The 13,039-nt window shown below is 71.3% G+C and carries 11 protein-coding genes and 1 pseudogene; 6 read left to right on the forward strand and 6 right to left on the reverse strand.

The features are described from left to right. A pseudogene (locus RZ50_RS29210) lies at positions 1 to 336 on the reverse strand (acyl-CoA dehydrogenase family protein); the annotation flags it as partial. Positions 337 to 543: 207 nt separating this feature from the next. Between RZ50_RS29210 and RZ50_RS15640 the strand changes: the two are divergent. From RZ50_RS15640 to RZ50_RS15650, 3 genes are all read left to right on the forward strand, one after another. Then, complete coding sequence (locus RZ50_RS15640) at positions 544 to 1,881, forward strand: UDP-glucose/GDP-mannose dehydrogenase family protein (RefSeq protein ID WP_196948292.1); 1,338 nt, start codon at positions 544 to 546, stop codon at positions 1,879 to 1,881. A gap of 91 nt (positions 1,882 to 1,972) precedes the next feature. After that, positions 1,973 to 2,401, forward strand: a complete 429-nt coding sequence (locus RZ50_RS15645; RefSeq protein WP_196948291.1) for a hypothetical protein — start codon at positions 1,973 to 1,975, stop codon at positions 2,399 to 2,401. Positions 2,402 to 2,450: 49 nt separating this feature from the next. Beyond that, positions 2,451 to 2,864 (forward strand): CoA-binding protein, encoded by a 414-nt coding sequence (locus RZ50_RS15650; RefSeq protein WP_196948290.1) that lies wholly within the window; start codon positions 2,451 to 2,453, stop codon positions 2,862 to 2,864. A 12-nt stretch (positions 2,865 to 2,876) separates the two neighbouring features. On the opposite strand, the gene RZ50_RS15655 is transcribed toward RZ50_RS15650, so the two are convergent. The 3 genes from RZ50_RS15655 to RZ50_RS15665 are packed head-to-tail and all read right to left on the reverse strand — an operon-like array spanning position 2,877 to position 5,796. After that, positions 2,877 to 4,091 carry a dipeptidase gene (locus RZ50_RS15655; RefSeq protein ID WP_196948289.1) on the reverse strand — a complete coding sequence of 405 codons (1,215 nt, stop codon included), beginning with the start codon at positions 4,089 to 4,091 and terminating at the stop codon, positions 2,877 to 2,879. 32 nt (positions 4,092 to 4,123) lie between these two features. Next, the gene (gene purE / locus RZ50_RS15660) at positions 4,124 to 4,660 is read right to left on the reverse strand and encodes a 5-(carboxyamino)imidazole ribonucleotide mutase (RefSeq protein WP_196948288.1); all 537 of its coding nucleotides are present in this window, start codon (positions 4,658 to 4,660) and stop codon (positions 4,124 to 4,126) included. Then, complete coding sequence (locus RZ50_RS15665; protein ID WP_196948287.1) at positions 4,657 to 5,796, reverse strand: 5-(carboxyamino)imidazole ribonucleotide synthase; 1,140 nt, start codon at positions 5,794 to 5,796, stop codon at positions 4,657 to 4,659. Before RZ50_RS15665 ends, purE begins: the two co-directional genes overlap by 4 nt. A gap of 259 nt (positions 5,797 to 6,055) precedes the next feature. On the opposite strand from RZ50_RS15665, the gene RZ50_RS15670 reads away from it, so the two are divergent. Then, a complete protein-coding gene (locus RZ50_RS15670; protein WP_254802507.1) occupies positions 6,056 to 6,607 on the forward strand; it encodes a GtrA family protein in 552 nt (183 codons plus the stop codon). A gap of 35 nt (positions 6,608 to 6,642) precedes the next feature. Here RZ50_RS15670 and RZ50_RS15675 read toward each other — a convergent pair whose 3' ends face one another. Both RZ50_RS15675 and RZ50_RS15680 read right to left on the reverse strand, forming a co-directional pair. Then, on the reverse strand, positions 6,643 to 7,899 hold the full coding sequence (locus RZ50_RS15675; protein ID WP_196948286.1) for an ATP-binding protein: 1,257 nt from the start codon (positions 7,897 to 7,899) through the stop codon (positions 6,643 to 6,645). A gap of 64 nt (positions 7,900 to 7,963) precedes the next feature. Further along, entirely contained in the window at positions 7,964 to 8,638 is a 675-nt protein-coding gene (locus RZ50_RS15680; RefSeq protein ID WP_030290974.1) for a response regulator transcription factor, read from the reverse strand. Positions 8,639 to 8,969: 331 nt separating this feature from the next. Between RZ50_RS15680 and RZ50_RS15685 the strand changes: the two genes are divergently transcribed. Together RZ50_RS15685 and RZ50_RS15690 are read left to right on the forward strand one after the other, a co-directional pair. Then, on the forward strand, positions 8,970 to 10,478 hold the full coding sequence (locus RZ50_RS15685; protein WP_196948285.1) for a peptide MFS transporter: 1,509 nt from the start codon (positions 8,970 to 8,972) through the stop codon (positions 10,476 to 10,478). Between the two features lie 84 nt (positions 10,479 to 10,562). Then, positions 10,563 to 12,575, forward strand: a complete 2,013-nt coding sequence (locus RZ50_RS15690; RefSeq protein WP_196948284.1) for a prolyl oligopeptidase family serine peptidase — start codon at positions 10,563 to 10,565, stop codon at positions 12,573 to 12,575. Positions 12,576 to 13,039: the final 464 nt, after the last annotated feature.

Below are 13,039 nucleotides of genomic sequence, written 5' to 3' on the forward strand. Positions count from 1 at the left end.
CGAACCCGCCAACTGCACCGGCAGCGAACCCAGCTTGTTCACCGCCGGGATCAACGAGGACGAACCGCACACCCGCGCGACCTCCTCGATCACGATCACCGTCGCCAGCGCGTCCGCCCCCGCACCGCCGTACACCTCCGGCACGTGCACCGCATGCAGATCGTTACCCGTCAGCGCGTCCAACGCCTCCTGCGGGAACCGCCCCTGCTCATCCACCTCCGCCGCGAACGGAGCGATCTTCGCCTCGGCCAGCGAACGCACCGCCTCACGGAGCATCTCGTGCTCCTCGGAGATACGGAAGAGATCGAAGTCAGCCGCCCCTGCGCTGCCCGCCATGATGCCTGCCTCGTCGTCCAGTGACCGAAGTCCGGTGGAAGTCTGATGGAAGTCGAATCCGGGGTTAACTACCGTTCAGTAGAGATCCTAGGGCTCCGACCTGCGGCTGCCTAGCGCCCGCCGCATGCGGGCGATCAGTGCCGATCCGGACCGTGCGGATAGCATCGGGGACACCCGTACTGGTCAAGCCCGCACTAAGGGGAATCCGTGACCCTCCGCATCTCCGTGATCGGCACCGGCTACCTCGGCGCCACGCACGCCGCCGCGATGGCCGAGTTCGGCTTCGAGGTGCTGGGACTGGACATCGACCCGGACAAGATCGCCACGCTCACCGCGGGGCGCGTCCCGATGTACGAACCGGGATTGTCCGAGCTGCTGCTCAAGCACGTGGTCGGGCACGAGGGTTCGACCGGGCGGCTGCGCTTCACCACCTCGGCCAAGGAGGCCGCGGAGTTCGGCGACGTGCACTTCATCTGCGTCAACACCCCGCAGCGCAAGGGCGAGTTCGCCGCCGACATGTCCTACGTGGACGCCGCGATCGACGACCTCGCTCCGCACCTGACCCGCCCGGCCCTGGTGGTCGGCAAGTCCACCGTCCCGGTCGGCTCGGCGGCCCGGCTGGCCGAGCGGCTGGCCGCGCTGGCGCCGGTCGGCCAGGACGCCGAACTCGCCTGGAACCCGGAGTTCCTGCGCGAGGGCTTCGCCGTCCAGGACACCCTGCGGCCGGACCGGATCGTGGTCGGCACCCAGAGCGAGCGGGCCGAGCGGCTGCTGCGCGAGGTGTACGCGGAGCCGATCGCGGCCGGGGTGCCGTTCATGGTCACCGACTACGCGACCGCCGAACTGGTCAAGGCCGCCGCCAACTCCTTCCTGGCCACCAAGATCTCCTTCATCAACGCGATGGCCGAGGTCTGCGAGGCGGCCGGCGCGGACGTCACCCAGCTGTCCACCGCGCTCGCCTACGACGAGCGGATCGGCGGCAAGTTCCTCAACTCCGGCCTCGGCTTCGGCGGCGGCTGCCTGCCCAAGGACATCCGCGCGTTCATGGCCCGGGCCGGCGAACTCGGCGCCGACCAGGCGCTGACCTTCCTGCGCGAGGTCGACTCGATCAACATGCGGCGCCGCTCCCGGATGGTCGAGTTGGCCCGCGAGCAGTGCGGCGGCGGCTTCCTGGGCCGACGGGTCGCCGTCCTCGGCGCCGCCTTCAAGCCCAACTCGGACGACATCCGGGACTCCCCCGCCCTCAACGTGGCCGCCCAGATCCAGCTCCAGGGCGCCCAGGTCACCGTCTACGACCCGAAGGCCGTGGACAACGCCCGCAAGATGTTCCCCTCCCTGACCTACGCCGGCTCCGCCCTGGAGGCCGCCGAGGGCGCCCACGTCGTCCTCCACCTCACCGAGTGGGCCGAGTTCCGCGAGCTCGACCCCGCCGAACTCGGCGCCGTGGTCGCCGAACGCCGCCTCCTCGACGGCCGCAACGTCCTCGACGCCGCCGCCTGGCGCGCCGCCGGCTGGACCTACCGCGCCCTGGGCCGCCCCAGCTGACCCTGGAACCCCCCGAACGCCTTTGAACGCGTTCAAGCCGTATGCGAAGATCCTCGTGCACGGCGGTTCCGGCACGACCGGGGGGTTCTTCATGCGCAGGCGGTACAGGTGGCTGATCGGCACCACGGCGGCGGCCGCCGTCATCACGCCGGTGGCCTACGTCGGGTGGGCGGTGTACAGCTGGGACGGGGGCCCGATCCCGGTCGGCTGCTCGAAGGTGATGGCCTTCGCCGGCGGCTCGATGCCCGCGCAGGCCACCGGGGCGAAGTGCACCGACGACGGCTCCTTGCAGGAAGCGGGCTACACCGCCGAGTTCCGGATGCCCCAGGAGGACCTGGCGGCCCGGCTGGTGGCTGCCTTCCCCCGGGTGCGGCAGGACACCGGCAGCGCCATCGGGCTGAGGTTCAGCAACGAGCCGAACGACCCCCACCCGCACGGGCAGGCCTCGGATCTCCAGCTGAGGGCCAGCTACGAGGCCGACGGGACGGCCCTGGTGGAGCTCCGGGCCTTCGACATCTGAGCAGGCCCCGTCACGGAATCCCGCGCCCCCGCCCGGTGTTGGCACCGGCATGACGAGCTACGGCGACGAGGCGACGGTCCGCGCGATCCTCACCGGCACGGGCGACACCTGGGCGGTGGTCGGCCTGTCCAACAACACCGCCCGGGCCGCCCACCGGGTGGCGCAGGTCCTCCAGCGGTACGGCAAGCGGATCGTGCCCGTGCATCCGAAGGCCGAGACGGTCCTCGGCGAGCAGGGCTACGCCTCGCTCGCCGAGATCCCGTTCCCGGTCGACGTGGTGGACGTGTTCGTGAACAGCGCGCTGGCCGGGGAGGTGGCCGACCAGGCGGTGGCCGTCGGGGCGAAGGCGGTCTGGTTCCAGCTCGGGGTGGTGGACGAGGCCGCGTACGAACGCACCCGGGCCGCCGGCCTCTCGATGGTCATGGACAGGTGCCCGGCCATCGAGATCCCGCGGCTCGGTTAGGCCGGACAGGGCCTAGGCGTCCGCGCCGTCCAGCCGGGCGATGGTCGCGATGGACGGCCGGCGGGTGGTCCGCAACTCGGCGGAGACCGACTCCGCGTCGCGCAGGACGCGGACGGCGTTGTGCCAGGTGAGCTTGGCGAGGTCGGCCTCCGACCAGTGGCGGCCGAGGAGTTCGGCGACCAGGTTGGGGTAGCCGGCCACCGAGTCGAGGCCGTCCGGCAGGAAGGCGGTGCCGTCGAAGTCGCCGCCGATGCCGATGTGGTCGATCCCGGCGACCTCCCGCATGTGGTCGAGGTGGTCGGCGACGGTCGCCGGGGTGGCGATCGGGCGCGGGTTGGCGGCCTCGAAGGCGCGCTGGCGCTCCATGGCCGGCGGGGTGGTGTCCAGCGGGTGGAAGCCGTGGGCGCGCATGTTCTCGTCGGCGGCCAGGGTCCACTCGATGGCCGCGGGCAGGATGAACTTGGGGACGAAGGTCGCCATCGCCACCCCGCCGTTGGCGGGCAGTTGGGCGAGCACGTCGTCCGGGATGTTGCGCGGGTGGTCGCAGACCGCGCGCGCGGAGGAGTGCGAGAAGACGACGGGCGCCTCGGTGACCCGCAGGGCGTCGCGCATGGTGTCGGCGGAGACGTGTGAGAGGTCGACCAGCATGCCGAGCCGGTTCATCTCCCGGACGACCTCCTCGCCGAACCGGGTCAGCCCGCCGGCCACCGGCTTGTCGGTCGCGGAGTCGGCCCACGGCACGTTGTCGTTGTGGGTGAGCGTCATGTAGCGCACGCCGAGCTCGTACAGGGCGCGCAGGGTGGCCAGCGAGCAGTCGATGGAGTGGCCGCCCTCGGCGCCCATCAGTGAGGCGATCCGGCCCTCGGCGCGGGCGGCCTCCATGTCGGCGGCGGTGCGGGCGAGCCGCAGCCGGTCGGGGTAGCGCTCGACCAGGGCGTGGACGAAGTCGATCTGCTCCAGGGTGGCGCTCACCGCGTGGTCGCCGGCCAGCGAGGCGGGCACGTAGACGGACCAGAACTGCGCGCCGACCCCGCCCTCCGCGAGGCGGGCGAGGTCGGTGTGCAGGTGCCCGCTCTGGTCGGCGGCGAGGTCGAGCGCGCCGAGGTCGTACCCGGCCTGCTCGCGCATCGCCCAGGGGAGGTCGTTGTGGCCGTCCACCACGGGGGCGGTGCGCAGCAGGGCACGGGCGCGGTCGAGCGGGGTGAGGGAGTCCGTCTGAGAAGTCATACGGGCTGTTCTACCCCACCCCCGCCGCCGGGCTACTTGCCGAAGCCGAAGGAGGTGGAGCCGGCCACCTTGGCCCGGAGCTTCTGGCCCTTCTCGGTGGCCTGGTTGTTCAGCTCGGCCTGGAAGTCGGTCATCTTCTCGGTGAGTTCGGCGTCGAACGCGGCGAGCATCCGCACCGCGAGCAGGCCCGCGTTGCGCGCGCCGGCCACGGAGACGGTCGCCACCGGCACGCCGGCCGGCATCTGGACGATCGACAGCAGGCTGTCCATGCCGTCCAGGTAGCGCAGCGGCACCGGCACGCCGATGACGGGCAGCGGGGTGACGGAGGCCAGCATGCCGGGCAGGTGGGCGGCGCCGCCGGCGCCCGCGATGATCGCCTTCAGACCGCGCTGGTGGGCGTTCTCGCCGTACGCGACCATCTCGCGCGGCATCCGGTGGGCCGAGACGACGTCCACCTCGTAGGGGATCTCGAACTCGTCCAGCGCCTGGGCGGCGGCCTCCATGACGGGCCAGTCGGAGTCCGAGCCCATCACGATGCCGACGACAGGGGTCTTCGAAGCGGGGCTCATTCGGTGATCGTTCCTCGCAGGTAGGCGGCCGCGTGGCGGGCGCGCTCGCGGACGTCGTCGAGGTCGTCCCCGAAGACGTTGACGTGGCCGACCTTGCGGCCGGGCTTCACGTCCTTCCCGTACATGTGGATCCGCAGCCCGGGGTCGCGGGCCATGCAGTGCAGGAAGGCGTGGTACATGTCCGGGTAGTCGCCGCCGAGGACGTTGACCATGACGGTCCACCTGGCGCGCGGCCGGGGGTCGCCGAGCGGGAGGTCGAGGACGGCCCGCAGGTGGTTCTCGAACTGCGAGGTCACCGCGCCGTCCTGGCTCCAGTGCCCGGAGTTGTGCGGGCGCATGGCGAGCTCGTTGACGAGGATGCGGCCGTCCCGGGTCTGGAACAGCTCGACGGCCAGGTGGCCGACCATGCCGAGTTCGCCGGCGATCCGCAGGGCGAGCTGCTGGGCCTCGTCGGACAGGACCGGGTCGAGGTCCGGCGCGGGGGCGGTCACCTCGGCGCAGACGCCGTTCTCCTGGATGCTCTCGACGACCGGGTAGGCGACGGCCTGGCCGCTGGGCGAGCGGACCACGTTGGCGGCCAGCTCGCGGACGAAGTCGACCTTCTCCTCGGCCAGCACCGGGACGCCGGCCAGGAACGGGGCCTGCGCGTCCTGCTCGTCGTCGACGACCCAGACGCCCTTGCCGTCGTAGCCGCCGCGGACGGTCTTCAGCACGACCGGGTAGCCGGAGCCCTCGTTGGCGAAGGCGGTGACGTCGGCCGGGTCGGCGACGATCCGGTGCCGGGGGCAGGGCACGCCGATGGAGTCGAGCGTGGCCCGCATCACACCCTTGTCCTGGGCGTTGACCAGGGCGTCCGGGCCGGGGCGGACGGCGATGCCGTCGGCCTCCAGCGCCCGGAGGTGCTCGGTGGGGACGTGCTCGTGGTCGAAGGTGATGACGTCGCAGCCGGCCGCGAAGCGGCGCAGGGTGTCGAGGTCGCGGTAGTCGCCGAGGACGACGTCGGAGACCACCTGTGCGGCGGAGTCCTGAGGCGTGTCGGCGAGGAGCTTGAACCTGACCCCGAGCGGGATGCCCGCCTGGTGTGCCATGCGGGCCAACTGCCCGCCGCCGATCATGCCCACCACTGGAAAATTCACATTGCCCGGGGAAGTCACGCGGCCCAGGATATCCGGGCCGGTCGGGGGTGGTGGAGGCGCCGGTGGGGCCTCCGGAGCGGACGCGCGTAGATGTCAACCTGGGGCCCTGAGGGCTGAGCCGTTCGGTGGAAGCGGGTAGCCTGGACGGCTAGGTCCTCGTCCACGCGGTCGGATCATGTGCGTGCACGCAGGGCTCAAGGGGTGGTCGCCTCCCAGCGATCCACCCTTTCGACCCGCGTACACATGGAGGCAGCCCGGTATGGCGACGACCGCAGCTTCGAACCCCTCGCTCGTGCAGAAGATGCGTGGGCTCTCGGGCGAAGTCGTGAAGTTCGGCATCGTTGGCCTGAGCGGCGTGGTGATCAACTTCGCCGTGTTCTGGGTCTGCATCAACGGCCTGGGCCTGGCGTCACTGCGCTCGAACATCGTGGCAACCGTGATCGCGATCGCCACCAACTACCTCGGCTACCGCTACTGGCTGTACCGGGACCGCGACGCCGCCTCGCGCAAGCGGGAGATCACGCTGTTCCTGGTGTACAGCGGCATCGGCATGCTGATCGAGACGGGCGTGCTCGGCTTCTCGGTGTACGTGCTCGGCCTGGACTCGCACTACGAGCAGCTGGGCGCCAAGGTGATCGGCCTCGCCGTCGCCACCGTGTTCCGCTTCATCTCGTACCGCACCTGGGTCTTCAAGGCCGTGCCCGAGCAGGCCCCCGCGCAGGACGCGAACGGCACCAGCGGCCGGGACCTGGCGGCCCAGGCCGAGCTGCTGCTGGCCGCCGAGCAGATCCGCTACGCCCCGGCCGAGTAGGCCCCGCCCGGGCCCGGCTCCGCAGGCCCGGGGCCTCAGCGCACGGTGTCCCCGTGGCTGCGCCCGAGGAAGAGCGCGAACACCGCCGGCTTCAGCGACAGCAGCTCCAGCCGTCCGCCGTCCGCCTCCGCGAGGTCGCGGGCCACGGCCAGGCCGATGCCGGTGGAGTTGCGGCCGCTGACCGCACGCTCGAACACCCGGTTGCCGAGGTCCGCGGGCACCCCTGCGCCCTGGTCCTGCACCTCGACCACGACCGAGGTGCCGGAGGGCCGCACCCGCAGGGTGATCGTCCCGGCGCCGTGCATCAGCGAGTTCTCGATCAGGGTGGCCAGCACCTGGGCGACCGTCCCCGGGGTGCCCACCACGGTGACCCCGTGCAGGCCCTCCAGGGACAGCACCCGGCCCTGCTCGCGCAGCGTCGGGCCCCACTCCTCCACCTGCTGCTTGATCACGTCGTCCAGGTCGAAGGCGACGGCGGTGGGGCTGCGCGGGTCGCGCTGGGTGGTGAGCAGCCGCTGGACGACGTCGGTGAGCCGCTCGACCTGCTGGAGGGCGATGGTCGCCTCCTCCTTGACCGTCTCCGGGTCCTCGGCGAGGGCGGTGATCTCCTCCAGCCGCATGGAGAGCGCGGTCAGCGGGGTGCGCAGCTGGTGCGAGGCGTCGGCGGCGAGCCGGCGTTCGGCGGTGAGCATCCGGGCGATCCGCTCGGCGCTGGTGTCCAGCACCTCGGCGATCCGGTCCAGCTCGGGCACCCCGTACCGGCGGTCGCGCGGGCGGGGGTCGCCGGAGCCGAGCCGTTCGGCGGTCTCGGCGAGGTCGGTGAGCGGCCGGGCGAGCCGCTTGGCCTGCCAGACGGCGAGCGCCACGGCGGCCTGGACGGCCAGCAGGGCGACCACGCCGAGCAGCAGCAGGTTGTTGGCGATCTCGTGGTCGACGTCCTCGCGGGACTGCTCGACGGTGACGATCTCGCCGCTGTTGCCGCGTTCGACGGCCTTCAGCAGGTGGTTCCCGGCCGGCCGGTCGCCGGCCGAGACCACCTGCTGGCCGGGGATCTGCACCTCGACGTAGCTGCCCTCGGTGACCTGGCTCTCGAAGACGCGCCCGGTGTTGACCGACTCGCCCGCGCCGAGCCGGCTCTCCACCAGGGCGAGCACCCGGACGGCGGCCGCGTCCACCCGGTCCTGGGCCGAGTTCACGATGGTGCGCTTCTCGACCAGGGCGAGCGGGACGCAGAACACCACGACGACCACCAGGACGACGACCAGCAGCGAGTTGATCATCCTGCGTTTCACGCTGCTGCTCCCCGAGGTGGTTGCGCTCCGTCGGCCGGTGCCCGGCCGCGTTCTCCGTACGGGGCTAATTCTTCTCGAACCGGAACCCCACTCCGCGCACGGTGGCGATGTAGCGGGGGTTCGCCGCGTCGTCGCCGAGCTTCTTGCGGAGCCAGGAGATGTGCATGTCCAGGGTCTTGGTCGAGGTCCACCACGTGGTGTCCCAGACCTGCCGCATGATCTCCTCGCGGGTGACCACCCGGCCGGCGTCCCGGACCAGGACGCGCAGCAGCTCGAACTCCTTGGCGGAGAGGGTGAGCTCCTCCTCGCCGAGCCAGGCGCGGTGGGACTCGATGTCGATCTTCACCCCGTGCGCGCCGGTGGTGAGCTGGTCGACGTTGCCGCGCCGGAGCAGGGCCCGGACGCGGGCGAGCAGTTCGGCCAGGCGGAAGGGCTTGGTCACGTAGTCGTCGGCACCGGCGTCCAGGCCGACCACGGTGTCCACCTCGTCCGCGCGGGCGGTGAGCACCAGGACGGGGCAGCTCTTGCCGTCGGCACGCAGGCGACGGCAGACCTCCAGGCCGTCCATCTCGGGAAGGCCGAGGTCGAGGACGACGAGGTCGACCTCCTCGGTGAGGCCGGCGGCCAGTGCGGTCGGACCGTCCTCGCGGACGAGCACCTCATAGCCCTCGCGTCGCAGGGCCCGGGCGAGCGGTTCGGAGATCGCCGGGTCATCCTCGGCGAGCAGCACACAGGTCATGTGGTGATGGTAGTCCGCCAGGGTATGCCCGTACGCCTTGTGAGGTAGTTCACAGAGCGTGATCGTTATACAAGGGTCCACCGGAGGTCAACAGAGCGTTGCCGATCGTCAGTTCAGCGAAGAATCCCCCGTTTGGATCTTGAAACCGAAGGAAGACACGCCCGTCTACCATGGATCAATCGGGCAGATCTTTCGGCCACTTTGCCATTCCCATACCTGATTCGTGGCCTTTGTCATCTGATAAGGCCAAATATCGCCACGTAGAGTGGTTCTGGTCCACGTCCGCCGCCACCCCCCTAGGCGGACGCTGTCAGGCAAGGAACCACTACTCATGGCGTCTACGACCCTGGACGCCGGCGCAACGTCGGCCTCTCCCAGTGGCAAGACCTTCTTCGGGCACCCCCGGGGACTCGCCACTCTCTTCCTGAGCGAGATGTGGGAGCGCTTCAGCTACTACGGCATGCGTGCCCTGCTGGTGCTCTACATGACCGCCGCCACGACGGACGGCGGCCTCGGCATGAAGCTGGCGACGGCCGGAGCCGTGTACAGCGTCTACACGGCCATGGTCTACCTGCTGGCCCTCCCGGGCGGCTGGATCGCCGACCGCTTCCTCGGCGCCCGCAAGACCGTCGCGCTCGGTGGCACGATCATCATGATCGGCCACTTCCTGCTGGCCCTCCCGGTCACGGCGTCGTTCTTCTTCGGCCTTGTCTGCATCGCGATCGGTTCGGGCCTGCTCAAGGCCAACATCTCCACGATGGTCGGCCACCTGTACGACGGCCCGAACGACCCGCGCCGTGACGGCGGGTTCACGATCTTCTACATGGGCGTGAACCTCGGAGCGTTCTTCGCCCCGCTGGTGGTCGGCACCGTCGGACAGAAGGTCGACTGGCACCTGGGCTTCGCCCTGGCCGGCATCGGCATGGCCCTCGGCCTGACCCAGTTCCTGCTCGGCACCCGCCACCTGAGCCCGAAGAGCAACCTCGTCACCTCGCCGATCGGCGCCGAGGAGAAGCGGAAGATCTTCACCAAGGCCGGCATCTGGTTCGCCGCCGCGGTCGTCTTCTACGCGATCGTCGTCGCCACCGGCCACTTCACGATCAACTGGGCGGTCTGGCCGCTGTCCATCGCCGGCCTGGCGATCCCGGTCTTCGTCTTCTCCAAGGTGAAGCGCGACAAGGACCTCACCGCGGACGAGAAGTCCAAGATGAGCGGCTACATCTGGTTCTTCGTGGCCGCCGCCGTGTTCTGGATGATCTACGACCAGTCCGGCTCGACGCTGAACGTCTTCGCCAGCGAGCACACCGCCTCGACGCTGTTCGGGGTCGGCTTCCCGTCCAGCTGGTTCCAGTCGCTCAACCCGCTGTACATCATGGCGCTGGCCCCGGTCTTCGCCTGGCTCTGGGTCGCGCTGGCCCGCCGGGGCAAGAACCCCAGCACCACCATGAAGTTCGCCTTCGGTCTGCTGATGATCGGCGCCTCCTTCATGGTCATGATGCTGGCCATGGCCGCCGCCTCCGGCGACACCAAGGTCACCCCGCTGTGGCTGGCCATGGTCTACCTGATCCAGACCGTCGGCGAACTCGCGCTCTCCCCCGTCGGCCTGTCCGTCACCACCAAGCTGGCGCCCGCCAAGTACGCCAGCCAGATGGTCGGCGTCTGGTTCCTCGCCGTCACCGCCGGCGACTGCGTGGCCGCGATCTTCCAGCTGGTGCTGGGAGACTCCGTGGTCGGCAGCACCTGGTACTTCGCGGTCCAGGGCGGCATGGCGATCGTCGCGGGCGTCGCGCTGGCGATGTACCGCAAGCGGGTCGTCACGCTCATGGGCGACGTGCACTGACGCCCGTCCCCGCCCGCTCCGGGGCCGCCGCGGATTCCTGAGATCCGCGGCGGCCCCGGCCGTTTCGTGCCTACGGTGCCGGGCATGACGACCGACTCCCTGCCGCACCAGCTGGCCCGCACCCGGCGGTTCACCCTGGGCGCCCCCACACGGCCGACCGTCTCCGTCGACGGCGCCACCGTGCTGTTCCTGCGCAGCCGGGGCGGCACCGACCCGCTCGACTGCCTGTGGGCGCTGGACACCGCGAGCGGTGAGGAGCGGCTGATCGCCGACCCGGCCGCCCTGGGCTCGACCAGCGGTATCACCGCGTACGACACCTCCGGCTCTCTCGCAGTCTTCACCCTGGACGGCGCGCTGTGGCTGGCCTCCCGGGGCACCGTCCGCGCCGTCCCGGCCACCGGCGACGCCGAGGACCCCCGACTGGACCCGACCGGTCGCCGGATCGCCTACATCAGCGGCGGCGCCCTGCGGGTGGTCGGCGTCGACGGCGAGGACGACCGCCCGCTCGCCGAACCCGAGGCCGAGGACGTCGCCTACGGCCTCGCCGAGTACGTCGCCGCCGAGGAGATGTACCGCGACCGCGGCCACTGGTGGTCCCCCGACGGCACCGCGCTCCTCGTCACCCGGGTCGACGAGCGCGAGGTCACCCGCTGGTTCCTGGCCGACCCCACCGACCCCCGGCGCCCGCCGCGCGCCATCCGCTACCCGCTCGCCGGCACCACCAACGCCGAGGTCACGCTGTGGCTCCTCGGCCTCGACGGCAGCCGCACCGAGGTCCGCTGGGACCGCACCGCCTTCGAGTACCTCACCGCCGCCGGCTGGGACGGCCACGGCCCGTACGCCGCCGTGCAGAGCCGCGACCAGCGCACCGTCCGCACCCTGGCCGTCGCGCCGGACGGCGCCACCCGGGTGCTCGCCGAGCAGCGCGACGAGCACTGGGTCGAGCTCCTCCCCGGCCTGCCGGTCCGTACGGCGGGCGGCGCGCTGGTCGACTCCACCGATGTCGGCGACACCCGGCACCTGACCGTCGACGGCAAGCCCGTCACCCCGGCCGGGCTGCAGCTGCGCGCGGTGCTCGGGACGGAGGGCGAGCAGGTGCTCTTCACCGCCTCCGAGGAGCCGACCGAGACCCACCTGTGGACGTACGAGCCGGACGGCGGCATCCGTCGGCTGAGCGACGGCCCCGGCCTGCACACCGGCGTACGGCGCGGCGGCGCGCTCGTACTCACCACCCGGACCCCGGACCACCCCGGCGGCCGCACCACCGTGCTGCGCGACGGCGCCCCGGCGCTCCCTCTCACCTCGCACGTCGAGCCGCCCCTGCTCGCCGCCCGGCCCGAGTTCCTCCGCCTCGGCCCGCACGAGCTGCGCGCCGCCCTCTTCCTGCCCACCGGCCACCAGCCCGGCAACGGCCCGCTGCCCGTGCTACTCGACCCGTACGGCGGGCCCGCGACGCAGAAGGCCACCACCGGCGGCCTGTGGTGGAGCCAGGTCTCGCAGTGGTTCGCCGACCAGGGCTTCGCAGTACTGGTGGTGGACGGCCGCGGCACCCCGGGGCGCGGACCCCGGTGGGACAAGGCGATCCACGGCGACAAGGCCGGGCCCGCCCTGGAGGACCAGATCGAGGGGCTGCACGAGATAGCCCGGCTGCGGCCCGGCCTGCTCGACCTGGACAGGGTCGGCATCCGCGGCTGGTCCTACGGCGGCTTCCTCGCCGCCCTCGCGGTGCTACGGCGCCCGGACGTCTTCCACGCCGCCTCGGCCGGGGCCGCACCCACCGACCACCGGCTCTACGACACCCACTGGCAGGAGCGCTTCCTCGGCCACCCCGACGAACACCCCGAGCACTACGACTCCTGCGACCTGATCGCCGAGGCCCCGAAGCTGAGCCGCCCGCTGCTGCTCATCCAGGGCCTCGCCGACGACAACGTCTACCCCGTCCACACCCTGCGGCTCTCCGCCGCCCTCCTCGCCGCCGGCCGCCCCCACGAGGTCCTCCCCCTGCGCGGCGCCGGCCACCGGCCCACCGACGAGGCGACGGTGGAGAACCTGCTCCACCACGAACTGTCCTTCCTCAAGCGCTCGTTGAACGCATAGAAAGCACCTGAACGCGCAGGAAGTCGGCCCGGCCGACTTCCTGCGCCAGGCAACCGGGCTGCTCTGTCTGTGTTCAGGGTTGCCGCAGTGGGCACGGTGGGGGCCGCTTGTTGCCCGCCCAGGTGTAGCAATGCCAGTGCAGTCCAGGCCAGCTCCAGTGATCCATGAGCGCCTTACCCTGGTCAGGAGCGGACCCCGTTCCCAGTTTCGTCGGGAGCCGGGCCCGCCTGCGTGGTGTGCGTCAGTCGGTAGTGGCGAAGCGAGCCGGGTCGATGCCGGACGCCCCCAACTCCTCCGTGGTGAACCCCAGTTCGGCACTGACAGTTGGCTTCGCGCAGCCTCCGGTCAGCCTCGGAGCGGCACCGGGTTCTCCGGGGAATCGAGCCACACGGTGTGGGTATCCGTGGTGACCGTGAGGCCGAACCGGTCGAAGCCGGGGCGGCCCCGATCGTCCCACCAGCGCC

It is taken from the genome of Kitasatospora sp. SUK 42 (genome assembly GCF_015776785.2).
Taxonomy (GTDB): Bacteria; Actinomycetota; Actinomycetes; order Streptomycetales; family Streptomycetaceae; genus Kitasatospora.